Origin of the sequence: Cryobacterium sp. N22, assembly GCF_002929555.1 — a bacterium.
Classification (GTDB): Bacteria; Actinomycetota; Actinomycetes; order Actinomycetales; family Microbacteriaceae; genus Cryobacterium.
Genome location: NZ_PJJP01000030.1, coordinates 87,898 through 104,037, shown reverse-complemented (window position 1 = coordinate 104,037; position 16,140 = coordinate 87,898). Strand labels below are relative to the sequence as shown.

Genomic DNA, 16,140 nt, shown 5'->3' with positions numbered 1-16,140 from the left:
TGTGCGCAGACATCGGCAGGGACACACAATGACTATTGCCGAAGACGAGGACGATGAGGCCGTCGTGCGCAGGATCCCTCCCCGTACCAGCCGGTTCTCCGACATTCCCCGCCAACCGCTCGACCAGGGCAGGGGCAGCGCTCGCGAGGTCTGGGCCGATCTGGACACCGACCTGAATCTGCGCTGGCAGCTCCGCGTCGTCGAGATCAAGGACTCCACGGGCCTGCTGGTCGGACCGGCCGGGACCCACAACTACGTGGTCGGCCTCGCCGGACCGCAGGTTGCGGTGCGGTCGACCGAGGCGAGCCGCGTGCTGCGCCGTGACCATGTCATGCCCGTGCTGTCGTCCACGGTGCTGTTCGAACGGCCCAAACTGCGTCCGCCCGGGGCGAGTTCTCTCATTCTGCTGACCTTCGTCGGCGCCGCCGAGCCGCCCGCGCTCGCCATCCGCACGGTCGACCCGCAGACCGAGATCCGAGCGGGGGCGCAGGTCCTGGTCGCCCTGCGTGGCACCGTGCGGGTGGACGGCGCCGAGGCCGCCCACGGGTCGGCGCTGCTCCTGGACCCCACCCAGACCTATCGTCCGCGGGCCTCCTCCGCGCAGATCCTCACGGTGCACCGGCCAGGATCCGACAAGGACAAGCCGGACTGAACCCGTGCGGGTGGGCGTTCGGGCGGTGTGCGCGAGCCTAGGCTGGGGTCATGAGCAATGATGCTGTCATCGTCGATGTTGTCCGCACCCCGTCCGGCCGAGGTAAGCCCGGCGGTGCGCTCTCCGGGGTGCACCCGGCCGACCTGCTCGCCGGGGTGCTGAAGGACCTGGTCAACCGCAATAACCTCGACCCGGCCCTGGTCGACGACGTGATCGGCGGATGCCTCACCCAGGTGGGCGAGCAGAGCACCAACATCACTCGCACCGCGCTGCTCAGCGCCGGGTTTCCCGAGTCGGTGCCCGGCACCACTATCGACCGGCAGTGCGGCTCCAGTCAGCAGGCCGCCACCTTCGCCGCGCAGGGTGTGCTCGCCGGCAGCTACGACATCGTCATCGCCTGCGGCGTCGAATCGATGAGCCGCATCCCGCTGGGTTCCGCGGGTGGACCCACCCCGGCCGGCGGCTCCGACTCGGCCGGCCGCACCGAGGGTTGGGGCTCGCCAGCATCCGCGATTGTCAGCCAGGACCCGCACGGCCGCCTGATGCACGCCCGCTACCCGCAGGGCCTGGTCGGCCAGGGAGTCGCTGCCGAGCTGATCAGCGCCAAGTGGGGCCTCACCCGCACCGAACTCGACGCGTACGCCGCCCGCTCGCACCGGCTCGCCGCCGAGGCCGCCGCGCGGGGCGATTTCGATAGGTCGCTGCTGCCGGTCACCCTGCCCGACGGCCGCCAGGTGGTCGGCGACGAGACCATCCGTCGCCGCAGCACCGTCGAGACCCTCGCCGATCTGCCGCTCGCGTTCCGCACCGACGAACTCGCCGCCCGGTTCCCCGAGGTGGACTGGCAGATCACTGCCGGCAACTCCTCACCCCTCACCGACGGCGCCTCCGCCGCGCTGATCATGAGCGCCAGCCGCGCCGCCGCCCTCGGCCTCACACCCCGCGCCCGGTTCCACAGCTTCGCGGTCACCGGCAGCGACCCGCTGCTGATGCTCACCGGTGTGATCCCCGCCACCCGGCGCATCCTGGCCCGCACCGGGTTGAGCATCGACGACCTCGACGCCTACGAGGTCAACGAGGCCTTCGCCTGCGTGCCGCTGGTCTGGCAGCGGGAACTGCGCGCCGACCTCTCCAAACTGAACGCCGACGGCGGCGCGATCGCGCTGGGCCACGCGTTGGGTTCCTCGGGCACCCGGCTGCTGGGCACCCTGCTGGACACCCTCGAGTCCCGCGGCGGCCGTTACGGCCTGCAAACCATGTGCGAGGGCGGCGGCATGGCCAACGCCACCATCATCGAACGGCTCTGATGCGCATCGACGGATGCTCCGCCCTGGTCACCGGCGCCGCCTCCGGCCTCGGCCTGGCCACCGCGCGGGCGCTGCACGAGGCCGGTGCGCACGTCGTGCTGTTCGACCTGCCGAGTTCGGCGGGGCAGGAGCGGGCGGCGGAGCTGAATACGGCGCGGGGCAGGGCCATATTCCGTGCGGGGGATGTAACTTCTGAGGCCGAGGTGCAGGCCGCGGTCGAGGCCGCCGGCGCCCTGGCGCCGCTGCGGATCGTGGTCAACTGTGCCGGCATCGCCCCCGCCGCCCGCACCGTGGGCCGGCAGGGGCCGATGCCCGTGGCCGACTTCGAGCGGGTGCTGCGGATCAACCTGCTCGGCACCTTCAACGTGGTGCGCCTGGCGGCCGCGGCCATGCAGGCTACCGAGCCTGTCGGCACCGGGGGAGCAACCGCATCGGGCGGCACCCCCGAGCGCGGTGTCATCGTGAATACGGCATCCGTCGCCGCGTTCGACGGCCAGATCGGCCAGGCGGCCTACGCCGCATCGAAGGGCGGTGTCGCGGCGATGACCCTGCCGCTGGCGCGGGAGTTCGCCCGTTCGCTCATCCGCGTGGTGACCATCGCGCCCGGACTGTTCGACACCCCGCTGCTGCAGGGCCTGCCCGCCGAGGCCCGCGCCTCGCTCGGGGCCCAGGTGCCGCATCCGGCCCGGCTCGGCGACCCGGCCGAGTATGCCGCCCTGGTGCGCCACATCGTGGAGAACCCGATGCTCAACGGCGAGACCATCCGCTTGGACGGCGGCATCCGGATGGCGCCGCAGTAGCGGTCCCGCCCGCCGTATGCCCGACGGCACGTGTTGTTCCCGATGGCAGGTGTTCCTACGCGTGCCGCGAGCACTTACGCGTGCCGCGAGCGCTCATGATGTCGCCGCATCGTGGGAGTTGCTGGGAGGATCGGAGCCATGGACTCCCTGACAATTCCCGGCCCGCACGGCGCCATCCCGATTCGTGTCTACCGCGCCGCCGCGGACTCGGAACTGAACCCGGCACTGGTCTGGGCGCACGGGGGCGGCTTCGCGTGGGGCGACCTCGTGATGCCCGAGGCGCACTGGGTCTCCCAGGAGCTCGCGGCACGCGGCATCACCGTGGTCAGCGTCGACTACCGGCTGGCGCCCGTGTCGGCGGCCCTGACCGTCAGTGAACCGGCCCGCGACGGGGTGCTCTTCCCGGTCGCCTCCGAGGAGGTCGCCGCGGCGTTCCGCTGGGCCACCGAACATGCGGCCGAATACGGCATCGACGCCGACCGGCTGTCGTTGGGCGGGGCCAGCGCCGGAGGTGACCTCGCCGCGGGGGTGTCCCTGCGGCTACGGGATGCCGGCGGCCCCCGGCCGGCGTCGCTGCTGCTGGCCTACCCGCTGGTGCACAGTGTGCTGCCGCCGCCCGCCGCCGAACTCGCGCAGAAGATCGCGGTGCTGCCCGCCGACGCACGGTTCGAACCCGACGACGTGCGGGCGATGAACCTCAACTATGTGGGCGACCCTGCCGAGCTCGACAATCCCTACGCGTTCCCCGGCGGTCACGATCTGGCCGGCCTGCCGCCCACCTTCGTCCTGAATTCCGAGCACGACAGCCTGCGCGCGTCGGGGCAGGCCTTCGCCGCGGAACTCGCGCTGGCCGGCGTCGACGTCACGGTCCGCCGCGAACCCGGAACCCGGCACGGGCACCTCAACGAACCGGAGAACCCGGGCGCCCACGCCAGCATCCGGCGCATGGCCGCCTGGCTCAAGGGCTCGACCCCGTTGGGGTCATAGTCCGCGGGGCGCCGGCGGCAGCCCGGCGGCGACGGCCTGCAGTGCGCCGACGCGGATGCGCATAGCGGCGATCCCCTCGGCCGTCGCGTAAGTCAGCGGCGTGCTTTGGCCGGGATGACGACTTCCTTGAGAATCAGCAGAATGCCCGCCGCGACGGGTATGGCGACGAGCGCCCCGGGCAGTCCAGCGAGCGTACCGCCGGCGAGGGCGGCGATGAGCACGATGGACCCGGGAACATTGACCGCCTTGCTCATAACCCGCGGGGTGAGGATGTACGCCTCGATCTGCATGTAGATGAGCATGGCGATCAGCACGACAATCGCCGCGCTCGGCGAAACGAACAACGTGAGGATCGTCATGAACGCCGTCGTCAATACCGTGCCGATCAACGGGATCAGGGTGATGAAAAACGCGGCGACCGAGATGACAAGCGCGAACGTGTTGCCCACCAAGGTCAACAGGATGAGGCTGAAGGTGGCGTTGAGGAACGCCAGCACCACCATTCCGCTGAGGTACCGGCCGATGTTCTGCATGATCCGTTCGGCCAGCCCCACGACGCGCTCGCGGTGCGACGCCGAGATCAACGTGTAGATCGCCGCTTTGGAGGAGTCCAGCGTGGCCGTGAAGTAGATGGTCAGGATGAAGATGAACGTGGCCGTCGAGATCGCACCGATCACGGCGACGCCGAATTGGAGGAGACCGCCGCCGATCCCCGTCCAGGTGGCCGGGTTCGTGAGGAAGTCGACCACGCCAGAGTAGATATTCGCGAGCAGTCCTCCGCTGCCCGACGACGCCTGTTGGAACCAGTCTTCGGCGCGCAGATCGGCGAGCATCGCCGGCAGGCCTGTCACGAAGGCGGCGGCCTGGCCGATGACGAGCGGCAGGACCAGCGCGAGGAGGCCGACGATGACCAGGATGAAAAGCAGGTTCACGGTGAGGATCGCGCCGCCGCGATTCATGCCGCGACGTTGGAACCAACGCACCAGCGGGTCCAGGCCGAGGGTGATGAACGCGGCAGCGAACACGGAGAAGACCACGGTCCCGATGCCGGCGACGGCGGCGGCGACCACTAGCGCCGCCAGTACGCCGAGGGTGGCGATGAACGACCACCTGAATGGATGGTTGGAGAAGGCGTTCGCACCCGTTTCGAGGCGTTCGCGGAGCCGGTCCTTCTGCTGGAGTGTGGTCACGGCGTCAACCTACTCCCGTGCCGGGCGGTGGAACGGAAGTCGGAATCGGACGTGGCGGCGTGCCCGCGTTGGGGTGATCATGTGTTCTGCGTCGTGGGTTCGGCCTGAATCTGGGCGAAGGTGCTCGAGGTGGAGGTGCTGTCATGGCTACCAACGATCAGGAAGTTTCCCGACGGCAGCGCTGGGAGGACCGGACCCGGGCGCCCTTGCTGGTCGGGTCGGCATTCTTCCTGCTGGCTTACACGGTGCTCATCCTCGTGCCACAGCTGGCCGCGGTGTGGCGGGTCGTCGTGATCGTGGCCCTCAGTGTGGTGTGGGCGGCGTACATCGTCGATCTGATCGTGCGGGTGACGTTGACACCGCCGCGTCACCGGGCGGAATTCATCCGGACACACCCGATCGACACGGCGTCGGCGTTCATTCCGTGGGTGCGGCCGTTCCAGCTGCTGACGTACCTGCGGCGGATCCCGTGGTTCGGCAACGCCAGTGGTGACGCGATCCGCTCGAGGGTGGTGGTCGGAGCCCTGGCGTACACGATTCTGTTCATCTACGTGATCGCGCTCGGTGTGCTCGCCGTCGAACGCAACGCGCCGGACGCGACGATCGTGACCTTCGGCAACGCGATCTGGTGGGCGTGTGTCACCGTCGCGACCGTCGGCTACGGCGACTTCGCTCCGGTCACGGTGGCCGGCCGGATGCTCGCGGTGCTGTTGATGTCCGGGGGCGTGGCGATCATCGGTATCGCCAGCGCGACCATCGTCTCCTACCTGAGCGAGCGGATCGCCCGCATTCACTCGCCACACGAGCCCGCTCAGAAGGACCCGCCCGTCACCGCCGCCCGCTGAGGGCCGTGTGCCATGAGGTTCCCTAGCGAGCGGATGCGCCGCCGGCGAGATCGAGCTGCATGAAGGTGCTGTGCGGGTCGAGAACGTAGTCGGCGAACGGGGCGCACTCGGTGAAGCCGTGCCGTTGGTAGAGCCGCCGGGCCGGCGCGAAGAACTCCTCGCTGCCGGTCTCGAGGTAGAGCCGCTCCACGTTGCGCCGACGGGCATCGTCCACGATCCGGGTGAGGAGACGGGCGGCGACACCACGGCCGCGCGCCACGGCGGTTGTGCGCATCGACTTGATCTCACCCTCCGTGGGGGTCAGCTGTTTCAGCGCCCCGCAGCCGAGCAGGACGCCGTCCTCACGGGCCGTCCAGAACGAGATCTCCGGCGCCGACAGCGCCGAGTGGTCCAGGGCGTGCACGCTCTCGGCCGGTGAGGTGGCGAACATGTCGGCCAGGTGCTCGTCCAGCAGGAGCAGCACGTCCTCCAGGGTCGGGTTCTCGCGCGCAATCTGAATCATGGCCAATAACTTACCGGTCGGGCTTGCGGGCCCTGTCCTCCCTGCACCCCTGCCCTGTTGCGACTACAGCGCCGAGCAATCGCTGCAGCGCGTGGGCCCGCGAGGGGTGAACGGCGTGGCCGTGAGGCCCGTCACCACGGCCAACTCGCGGCTGGCAAGCCAGGCATCCAGTTCGGCTACCGGGATGGGCGGGGAAATGAAGAAGCCCTGAGCGACGTCGCACCCGTGGCCGGCGAGGTCGGCGTAGGCGACGCTGCTTTCGACACCTTCGGCCACCATCCGCAGGCCGAGGCTGTGCGCCAGATCGATGGTTGAGGCCACCAGCGCGGCCGCGCGCGGATCGTCGGCCATCGGCATCACGAACGACTTGTCCAGCTTCAGCTCGTCGATGGGCAGGTCACGTAGATACGCCAGGGAGCTGTACCCGGTGCCGAAATCGTCCACGGCGATGCGCACCCCGAGGTCACGCAGCCGGGTGAGGATGGCGTGTGCCCTTTCCCGGTCTCCCATTAAGAAGTCTTCGGTGATCTCGAGCACCAGAACGGAGGGCACCAGCCCGCGTGCGGCGACCATGTCAGCGATCCGATCGGGCAGGTCAACGTCGACGAGTGAGCTTGCCGAGAGATTGACCGCCACGGACAGCGTGCGGCCCTGCTCGTGCCAGCGAGCGGCCTGATCCAGGGCCTTCTCGAACACGATCTGCGTCATCGCCGGCATCAGCCCGGCTTCCTCGACGAGCGCGAGGAAGGCATCCGGGTAGAGCAGGCCGCGCACCGGGTGATCCCAGCGCACGAGAGCCTCCACGCCCCGGACGGTTCCGACGGCGAGATCGACCTTGGGCTGGTAGTGGAGCAGCAGCTGGTCGTCGAGCAGCGCCGTGCGCAGCTCCGCCAGGGTGCGTAACCGCTCGTCGCCCTGGCTGTCGTCGTCGCGGTAGACGTGGTGCCCGCCCCGCGTGGACTTGGCCCGGTACATCGCCATGTCGGCCTTGCGCAGCAGCAGGGTGAGGTCCTGGCCCTGCTCGGGGTAGAGGGCAATCCCGATGCTGGCGTGGGCCTGCAGGGTGATGCCGGCCAGGGTGAACGGTTCGGCCAGTGCCGCGCGCAGCTTCACGGCGATGCTCTCAGCCGCGGCGACATCGCATCCGTCGAGGTGGATGGCGAATTCGTCCCCACCCAGTCGGGCCAGTAGATCTGCCTCACGCAGCTGCGCCGACAGCCGCCCGGCCACCACCCTGAGCAGACCGTCGCCGACGTCGTGTCCGAGGCTGTCGTTGACCTCTTTGAATTTGTCGAGATCAAGCAGCAGGAGCGCGCTGCGGCGTTGCTGGTCGGCGGCCAGCCGAGCGGGCACCTCGGCGTACAGCGCGCGCCGGTTGGGCAGGCCGGTGAGCTCGTCCGTCATGGCTTGGCGGTGCATGTCCGCGAGCCGGATCCGCTGCCTGAACACCAGGGGAACCGCGGCCAGCACCAGGGTCATGCTGGCGAGCGCCACCGCGAGCGGCGGGACCTCGACCTCGCTGGCCAGGATCAGGACACCCAGCGCGGTGGCCGTGGCCAGCGCTGGCACGGCCTGCGCGGGAATCGACCACGCCGGGGCGGGTCGCGTCCTGTCGGCGTGGGTGGATCCATCGATCCAGCACGCGATGAGGGCGAGGCCGATGGCCCAGCCCATGTCGAGAGGGGTGCCCACGATGTACAGGTCGGTGAGTTCCAGCAGGGCGTAAGTGACGTCGGTGGCGGCAAAGGTCATCAGGCCCAACACGAGCAGGATCCATCGGGGACCCGCGTTCCGTCCTTGGGACGCCCCGACCCCGACGAAGACGGCCACGAGCAGCAGGTCGGCCAGGGGATACGAGACCGCGACCGCCGTGGCCAGCGAGGCCGGTCTGTCGGCGACGGGGCCCAGGATGGGATTCAGCAGCACCGCCAGCACGGCTGCGGCGGCGACGCTGCCCAGAGCGCCGTCCAGTGCCACGGACCAGGCCATGTCGCGCGCTTTCCGGCCCACCAGGACCGCCAGCGCAGCCATCATCAGGGGGCAGAAGGCCAGGAACCCGATATCGGCGAGCGACGGATACGGCAGCGTCACGCCGAAGCCGGCCGCGAGCACAAAGTAGATGTTTCCGACCGCCCATGCGGTCACCGCTGCCGCAGCGAATACCAGCTCCAGCTGGCCGAACCGGGTGCGGTGGAGGGCCCGCACGCAGACGAAGATGGGAACCACCATGGCGAGCAGCCCCAGCCAGCCGTCCACGAGCGGGCTGAACTCGGTGTCACGTCGGAACAGGATGGCGACGAAGAACACCGCTAGCAGGAGACCCATGACCCAGATCGGCCACGAGGCGAACCGCCCACCTGACCGTGTCTGTTCACCCTGCGCCGCAGATGCAGTCGCCGCCATCGTCGCCCCCAGATTTCGTCTACTCACGTTAGCCGTCACATGATGCTTCCAGCGACACTGTCGCCAAACCCGGAGGCGCCCGCGCCCGCGGTGCGTGACTCCCGCAGCCGGGGCGCGCCCGGCGCTATTGGTCGGCGTGCGCCTCGAGGAACTGGTACACCTCGGTATCGTCGACGCCGGGGAAGGTGCCGCTGGGCAGCGGCGAGAGCACGTGGGCGTGCAGCCGGGCGCTCGGCCACGCCTGTCCGTTCCAGCGGGCCGCCACCGCCCCCGACGGACGCCGGCAACAGGACTCGTCGGGGCAGCGGGACACCGCCCGCTGCGTGGTCTCCCGGCCGCGGAACCACTTGGCCTGCGCGAACGGGGCGCCGACGCTGATCGAGAACTCGCCATCCGAGGTGCTGCCGGTCTGAGTGGCGCACCAGAAGGTGCCCGCCGGGGTGTCGGTGTACTGGTAGAACTCGGTGGTGCGGTTGGTGTGAGTGAACGCGCTGCGTGCGCTCCACTGCTTGCAGACCAGCTGGCCCTCGATGGACCCGGTGACGTCCGCGGGCAGCGGCAGGCCGTCGTTTTCGTAGCCCTTCTGCAGCGCGCCATCGCCGGAGACCCGCAGAAAATGCACCGTCATGTCCAGGTGCGTGGTGGCCAGGTTGGTCAGCCGCAGCGCCGCCGCCTCGTGGGTGACCCCGAACGCGTCGCGCAGGTCTTCCACCGACAGCACCCGCTCCCGCTTGGCGGTCTGCAGGAACGAGCGGGTGGCCTCCAGCGGCATCAGGCAGCAGGCCGCGAAGTAGTTGATCTCCAGCCGCTGCCAGAGGAACTCGGCGTAGCTGGCCGGGCGTTCGTGGCCGAGCAGCCGGTGACCCATCGCCTGCAGCGCCATCGACCGCAGCCCGTGCCCGCCCGGAATCGAGGCCGGCGGCAGGTAGATGCGGTGGTTGGCCAGGTCGGTCACCGACCGGGTGGAGTGCGGCAGGTCGTTCACGTAGATCAGGGTGAAGCCAAGTTGCTCGGCCATCACGCTCACCTCGCGGTGGGTGAGGGCGCCGGAGACGTGCCCGGAGGCCCGGACCCGCTCCTCGGCGAGTTTTTCGATGTCGGGCATGTAGTTGCCGCGCTCACGCATCCGCTCGCGCAGCTCGGTGTTGGCCCGGCGGGCCTCCTCCGGCGTGGCGATGGCCTCGCTGGCCCGGCGGGCGAGTTCCCGGTGCAGGCCCACCAGCGACTCGATCGCCGGCAGCGGCATGCCCTTGGTCACCTTCACCTGCGGCAGGCCGAGCGCGCCGTAGAGCGGGTTCTTCTGCGCGCGGGCGAGCTCGATCTCCAGGGCCGCCCTGGTGTTCGGCGCCTCACCGCTGAGCAACTCGGCCATCGGCACGCCCAGCGCCTGCGCCAACTGCTGCAGAACGGAGAGCTTGGGCTCGCGCCGGCCGTTCTCGATCAGGGAGAGCTGGCTGGCGGCCAGGCCCACCTGCTCACCGAGCTGGTCGAGGGTGAGCGCGCGCTCACTGCGAAAGTGACGGATGCGGTGACCCAGGGTGACGAGGTCGGAGGCCGGCGTTGGCATTCCTTAAGCATACGTAAAGAACCGTGATTCTTAACGACTGTTTTTCGGTTTCTGGTCCGGATTCGGCCGCATTCTTAATGCACAGGACGAAATTAGCGCTCCTGCCCCCCTCTTCCCGCCCCGTCCGCATCTTGAGGAAGGTTAGACCATGACCGTCACCCACCCCGTGCACAGCGACATCCGCGCCCACGCCGCCCAGACCACGGCAGCCACCGTCTCCAGCCGGCCGACGGGCACCACCGACCCCGCCCTGCGGGCCTGGGTCGACGAGGTCGCCCGCCTCACCCGGCCCGACGCCATCGTCTGGTGCACCGGCACCGCGCAGGAGGCCGACGGGCTGTCCAAGCAGCTCGTCGACGAAGGCAAGCTCATCAGGCTGAACCCGGAGTGGCGGCCGAACAGCTTCCTCGCCCGCACCAGCCCGACCGACGTGGCCCGGGTGGAGGACCGCACCTTCATCTGCTCCACCGACCCCGACGACGCCGGGCCCACCAACAACTGGGCCGACCCGCAGGCGATGCGCGCCGAGCTGAACGGCGTCTTCGCCGGCAGCATGCGCGGCCGCACGATGTACGTCGTGCCGTTCTCGATGGGACCGCTCGGCGGCCCCATCTCGCAGCTGGGCGTGGAGATCACCGACTCGCCCTACGTGGTGCTGCACATGGGCATCATGACCCGGATGGGCGCTGCCGTGCAGCGCCTGATCGAGGAGGGCAGCCCGTGGGTGCAAACCGTGCACAGCGTGGGCTACCCGCTCGTGGACGGAGCGGGCATCCGCCGGGCCGACGTCACCTGGCCCAGCAACGACACCAAGTACATCGTGCAGTTCCCCGAGGACCGCGAGGTGTGGTCGTTCGGCTCCGGCTACGGCGGCAACGCCCTGTTGTCGAAGAAGTCGTTCGCGCTGCGGATCGCGTCGGTGATGGCCCGCGACGAGGGCTGGCTGGCCGAGCACATGCTGTTGATCAAGGTCACCGCGCCCGAGGGCGGCACCTACCACGTGGCCGCCGCGTTCCCCTCGGCCTGCGGCAAGACCAACCTGTCCATGCTCAAGCCCACCATCCCGGGCTGGACCGTGGAGACCATCGGCGACGACATCGCCTGGCTCCGCCCCGGCGACGACGGCCGGCTGTGGGCGATCAACCCGGAAGCCGGGTTCTTCGGTGTGGCGCCCGGCACCGGCGAGACCACCAACCCCACCGCCGTGCAGACGGTGTGGGGCAACACCATCTTCACCAACGTCGCCCTCCGCGACGACGGCGACGTGTGGTGGGAGGGCCTGACCGACACCCCGCCCGCGCACCTCACCGACTGGGAGGGCAACTCCTGGACGCCCGACAGTGGCCGGCCCGCCGCGCACCCCAACTCCCGATTCACCGTGCCGGCGGCGCAGTGCCCGTCGATCGCCGACAGCTGGGAAGACATCGGGGGAGTACCCATCGACGCGATTATGTTCGGCGGCCGCCGCGCCACCAACGTGCCGCTGGTCGCGGAGGCCCGCAGCTGGAAGCACGGCGTGTTCATGGGCGCCACCATCTCCTCGGAGAAGACCGCCGCCGCCGAGGGCACCGTGGGCGAGCTGCGCCGGGACCCCTTCGCGATGCTGCCGTTCTGCGGCTACAACATGGCCGACTACTGGGCGCACTGGCTGCGGGTGGGCCGGGGCCTGGGCGCGAAGGCGCCTGCGATCTTCCAGGTCAACTGGTTCCGCAAGGGCGAGGACGGCAGCTTCCTCTGGCCGGGCTTCGGCGAGAACTCCCGGGTGCTCGAGTGGATCATCCGCCGGGTCGAGGGCAGCGCCGACACCGTCGACACCCCGATCGGCCGGATGCCGGTGCCCGGCGCCCTCAACGTGGCCGGGCTCGACGTGAGCGAGGAGGCCCTCGAGCAGTTGTTCCACATCGATCCGGAGTCATGGCTGGCCGAATGCGACCTCACCGAGGAGTTCTTCGGCCGGTTCGGCGGCCGGGTGCCGCCCGCGCTGCGCTCCGAGCTCGCCAGCCTGCGCTACCACCTCGCTACCTAGGGGCGGCTCCACAACCTCGGCCAGCGAGGCCACGTCGTCTGCGCACGTCACCGGGTCTCGACAAGCTCGACCAGCGGTCGGGGCGCGACCGTCCCAGTGACGTGCCTCCGAGAGCTGACGGAATAGGATTCAGTCATCCCGAGGTAAACGATGAGGTGAATCCGTGGTTCCACATGGCGATCTGCGGGCGCGGCGTGGCACGAACCTGCCCCGGATGGGCGACTTCAATACCGCCGTCGTGCTCGACGCGATCCGTCGCTCGGTCAACGGCCTCAGCCGGGTGGAACTGGGGCACTCCACGGGGTTGTCCGCACAGACCGTCTCCAACATCTGTCGTCGGCTGCTGGACCAGGACATGGTGCTCGAAGCCGGCAAGGCCAGCAGCGGTCCCGGCAAGCCGCGCACGATCCTGAAGCTGAACCCCGGCGGTGTGTACGCCGTGGGCGTGCACCTCGACCCGGCGGTCATGACCTTCGCAATCCTCGACCTCACCGGAGCCGTCGTGCACCGGTCCCGCAGCGCCACGCCCGCGGCCAGCGACCCGGAACACGTCATCCGTCACATCTCGGAGGAGATCGAACGGCTGATCCGTGAGGCCGGAGTGGACCGCACCAAGATCGCCGGGCTCGGCGTCGCGACGCCGGGGCCGATCGATCCCGAGCGGGGAACCGTCGTCGATCCGCCGCACCTGCTCGGCTGGCACCTGGTGCCGCTCCGTGATGCCCTCGCCCAGGCCACCGGCTTCGAGGTGCTCGTCGACAAGGACGTCACCGCGGCCGCCGTGGCAGAGATGTGGGCGGGCGGGCCCAGCGGGGTCGGCAGCTTCGTGTTCTTCTACCTCGGCACCGGCATCGGGGCGGGTGTGGTGCTGCGGGACGAGGTCGTGCGCGGCAGCTCGCACAACTCCGGAGAAATCGGCCACATCGTCGTCGATCCCGACGGTCCGCCATGCGGTTGCGGGCTTCGGGGCTGTGTCGCGGTCACCTGCACCCCGCAGAGCCTGGTGCGGGCGGCGGTGGGGCTCGGCGTGCTGACCGCATCGAAGCCGAACGCGGATGCGCTTGAGACCGATGTGCAGTTCTCGGCCCTGTGCGCACTCGCCGAGGGCGGCTCGGCTGCGGCGCTGGCCGTCCTGGAGCAGTCCGCCGGCCGGGTCGCCAAAGCGGTGTCCGTGCTCACGAACCTGCTCGACGTCGACCGGGTGGTCTTCGGCGGGCCGTACTGGACACGGCTGAGCCGGGTGTACCTGAACCGGATACCCGACCTGCTGGACGAGCTGACGGTCGCCAGAAGCATCCACCGCATCGAGGTGGTCGGCACGGGCGTCGGCGAGGACGTCGGCGCGGTCGGCGCCGCCTGCCTGGTGCTCGACCACGCGCTCGCGCCACGTGCGGCCCGTCTGATCCTCGGTTAGTCACAGCTCGGTAAAGGTGCCGTCGGGCCCTTGCGCGAATTTATCCATTCGATTTAGTATTTCGGTATGCCACCTGCCGGTAACTGGGCCGGTCAGCGTTTGGGGGGCACGAGCTGGAGCAAAGGAGCACCATGCATCGCAACGCAAAACTCGCCCTGTCCGTGTTGGCGGCAACCTCGATGGTTGCGCTGGCGGGCTGTACGGCTGCCGGGGACAACGCCGACGGTGACAGCCAATCACTGAAGATCGTGTACCAGAAGACCGATTCCTTCACGGCTCTCGACGAGCTGTTCACGAAGATCAAGCCGGAGTTCGAGGCCGCGAACCCCGGAGTCACCGTCGAACTCGAGCCGATCCAGGCCAATGACGACGACTACTCCACCAAGCTCGCCCTCTCGCAGAAGTCGGCCGAGACCGCACCCGACGTGTTCTATGAGGACACCTTCCGGCTGCGCTCCGACATCGACGCGGGTTACCTGCTCAACATCGACGACCAGCTCGCCGACTGGGATGAGTGGGGGCAGTTCAACGAGGGCGCCAAGGCTGCCGGGATGGGGGATGACGGCAGCGTTTACGCCGTCCCGCTGGGCACCGACACCCGCGGCATTTGGTACAGCAAACCGGTCTTCGCCGCCGCCGGCATCGAGCTGCCGTGGCAGCCGGAAACCTGGGACGACATCCTGACCGCCGCCCGCGCCATCCAGGCCAGCCAGCCCGATGTGGTGCCGTTCAACATGTACGCGGGCAAGGGCACCGGCGAGGGCACCGTGATGCAGAGCTTCTACGAGTTGCTCTACGGCACCGGCGACACCCTCTACAACGAGGACGACCAGAAATGGGTGGTCGAATCCCAGGGCTTCAAGGACTCCCTCGAGTTCCTGCAGACGCTCTACACGGAGAAGCTCGCCCTCGATCCGTCCGAGGCGCTGGACCCGAACGTGTGGAAGAAGGTCTTCGGCGAGTTGTTCCCGCAGGGCAAGCTCGGCGGCACCGTCGAAGGCTCATACACCCCGTCGTTCTGGCAGACCGGCGGCTCCTACGAGTGGCCGGCGTACACCGAGGACATGGCCGTCGCGACGTTCCCCACCCAGAACGGTGAGGAACCCGGGGGTGTGAGCATGTCGGGTGGCTGGACCCTCGCCGTGGGAGCGAAGACGGCCAACGCCGACCTCGCGTTCGACTTCCTCGCCCTGGCCGTGAGCCAGGAGAACGCCCTCTGGTACGCGATCAACAACTCCCAGATCGCCGTGCGCACGGATGTGGCCAGCGAACCGACCTACCTCGCCGCCAACCCGTTCGTGGCCGACGTGACCGAGCTGGTCGACGTGACCCACTACCGCCCGGCGACGAGCGACTACTCCAAGATCTCCGCCGAAGTGCAGGCGGCCACCGAGGCCGTCATCACCGGGCAGATGAGCGTGGATGAGGCGGCGGACGCGTATGACACCGCCGTGGAGGGCATCGTGGGCGCCGACAAGGTCACCACGAAGTAGTCCATGTCAGCCGATACCGCTTCCCGACCTCCTCGTGAGACCGCGGCCGGGCCGGGACCCTCGGGTTCCGGCCCGCGCCGGCGGCCACGGGGACGCACCCTGACCCGGGTGCTGCCCCTGGCGCCGGCCGTGGTGCTCCTCGCGATCTTCCTGCTCGGGCCGGTCATCTGGTCGTTCTACGGGTCCTTCACCGACGCGGCCCTCACCGGCTCGAGCGCGCAGGACCCGCAGTGGGTGGGCCTGGACAACTACCTCACCCTGTTCAAGGACCCGGTCTTTCCGCTGTCGCTGTGGCTGACCTTCGTGTTCGTGGTCGCCTCCGCGATCGTCGGACAGAATTTCCTCGGCCTGGGCATCGCCCTGCTGATTAACCGGGCCAGCAAGGTGGTCAGCGCCGTGGTCGGCACGGCCGTCGTCGCGGCCTGGGTGCTGCCCGAGATCGTCGCCGCTTTCGTCGCCTACGCCTACTTCAGCGAGGACGGCACCCTGAACCAGGTGCTCGCCGCGGCGGGGATGACCGGACCGAACTGGCTGTACAGCTTTCCGATGCTGTCGATCATCCTGGCCAACGCCTGGCGGGGGACCGCGTTCTCGATGATGGTCTACCGGGCGGCGCTGAACGATGTGCCGGTGGAGGTGACGGAGGCCGCCATGATCGACGGCGCCGACGGCATCAAGCGCCTCACCTGGATCACCATCCCGATGATCAAGAACAGCATCGCCACCAACCTGATGCTGATCACCCTGCAAACGCTGTCGGTGTTCACCCTGATCTGGGTGATGACCGCCGGCGGACCCGGCAACGAAAGCACCACCCTGCCGATCATGGCGTTCCAGGAGGCATTCAAGTTCGGGGACATCGGCTACGGCACCGCCATCGCGACGGTCATGCTGCTCATCGGCGCCGCCTTCTCGCTCGTCTACATTCGGGCGCTCCGCCCAGAAAAGGTCTGA

At 69.1% G+C, this 16,140-nt stretch carries 13 protein-coding genes; 9 read left to right on the top strand and 4 right to left on the bottom strand.

What is annotated here, in order from left to right; genetic code table 11:
• Positions 1 to 28: 28 nt before the first annotated feature.
• The 4 genes from CXY76_RS06605 to CXY76_RS06590 all read left to right on the top strand — a co-directional run bounded on the left by CXY76_RS06605 (position 29) and on the right by CXY76_RS06590 (position 3,746).
• Positions 29 to 652 carry a hypothetical protein gene (locus tag CXY76_RS06605; protein ID WP_104163444.1) on the top strand — a complete coding sequence of 208 codons (624 nt, stop codon included), beginning with the start codon at positions 29 to 31 and terminating at the stop codon, positions 650 to 652.
• 50 nt (positions 653 to 702) lie between these two features.
• Entirely contained in the window at positions 703 to 1,959 is a 1,257-nt protein-coding gene (locus tag CXY76_RS06600) for a thiolase family protein (RefSeq protein WP_104163443.1), read from the top strand.
• Positions 1,959 to 2,759 (top strand): SDR family NAD(P)-dependent oxidoreductase, encoded by an 801-nt coding sequence (locus CXY76_RS06595; RefSeq protein WP_104163442.1) that lies wholly within the window; start codon positions 1,959 to 1,961, stop codon positions 2,757 to 2,759. Before CXY76_RS06600 ends, CXY76_RS06595 begins: the two co-directional genes overlap by 1 nt.
• 138 nt (positions 2,760 to 2,897) lie before the next feature.
• Positions 2,898 to 3,746, top strand: coding sequence for an alpha/beta hydrolase (locus CXY76_RS06590; RefSeq protein WP_104163441.1), 849 nt, complete (start codon positions 2,898 to 2,900; stop codon positions 3,744 to 3,746).
• Between the two features lie 92 nt (positions 3,747 to 3,838).
• Here the strand turns inward: CXY76_RS06590 and CXY76_RS06585 are convergent, their stop codons facing one another.
• Positions 3,839 to 4,936 (bottom strand): AI-2E family transporter, encoded by a 1,098-nt coding sequence (locus tag CXY76_RS06585; protein ID WP_104163440.1) that lies wholly within the window; start codon positions 4,934 to 4,936, stop codon positions 3,839 to 3,841.
• A 143-nt stretch (positions 4,937 to 5,079) separates the two neighbouring features.
• Here CXY76_RS06585 and CXY76_RS06580 point away from each other — a divergent pair, with 143 nt between their 5' ends.
• Entirely contained in the window at positions 5,080 to 5,781 is a 702-nt protein-coding gene (locus tag CXY76_RS06580) for a potassium channel family protein (RefSeq protein ID WP_104163439.1), read from the top strand.
• A gap of 22 nt (positions 5,782 to 5,803) precedes the next feature.
• Here CXY76_RS06580 and CXY76_RS06575 read toward each other — a convergent pair whose 3' ends face one another.
• From CXY76_RS06575 to CXY76_RS06565, 3 genes are all read right to left on the bottom strand, one after another.
• Positions 5,804 to 6,283 (bottom strand): GNAT family N-acetyltransferase, encoded by a 480-nt coding sequence (locus CXY76_RS06575; RefSeq protein WP_104163438.1) that lies wholly within the window; start codon positions 6,281 to 6,283, stop codon positions 5,804 to 5,806.
• 63 nt (positions 6,284 to 6,346) lie between these two features.
• Positions 6,347 to 8,608 carry a bifunctional diguanylate cyclase/phosphodiesterase gene (locus CXY76_RS06570; RefSeq protein WP_104163437.1) on the bottom strand — a complete coding sequence of 754 codons (2,262 nt, stop codon included), beginning with the start codon at positions 8,606 to 8,608 and terminating at the stop codon, positions 6,347 to 6,349.
• A 202-nt stretch (positions 8,609 to 8,810) separates the two neighbouring features.
• Positions 8,811 to 10,253: a helix-turn-helix domain-containing protein gene (locus CXY76_RS06565; protein WP_104163436.1), complete on the bottom strand. Its 1,443-nt coding sequence runs from the start codon at positions 10,251 to 10,253 to the stop codon at positions 8,811 to 8,813.
• Between the two features lie 148 nt (positions 10,254 to 10,401).
• Between CXY76_RS06565 and CXY76_RS06560 the strand changes: the two genes are divergently transcribed.
• The 4 genes from CXY76_RS06560 (at position 10,402) to CXY76_RS06545 (ending at position 16,140) form a co-directional block, all read left to right on the top strand.
• Complete coding sequence (locus CXY76_RS06560; RefSeq protein WP_104163435.1) at positions 10,402 to 12,279, top strand: phosphoenolpyruvate carboxykinase (GTP); 1,878 nt, start codon at positions 10,402 to 10,404, stop codon at positions 12,277 to 12,279.
• Positions 12,280 to 12,493: 214 nt separating this feature from the next.
• On the top strand, positions 12,494 to 13,693 hold the full coding sequence (locus tag CXY76_RS06555; protein WP_104163434.1) for an ROK family protein: 1,200 nt from the start codon (positions 12,494 to 12,496) through the stop codon (positions 13,691 to 13,693).
• 131 nt (positions 13,694 to 13,824) lie between these two features.
• Positions 13,825 to 15,186, top strand: a complete 1,362-nt coding sequence (locus tag CXY76_RS06550) for an extracellular solute-binding protein (protein WP_104163433.1) — start codon at positions 13,825 to 13,827, stop codon at positions 15,184 to 15,186.
• Between the two features lie 3 nt (positions 15,187 to 15,189).
• Entirely contained in the window at positions 15,190 to 16,140 is a 951-nt protein-coding gene (locus CXY76_RS06545; protein WP_104163432.1) for a carbohydrate ABC transporter permease, read from the top strand.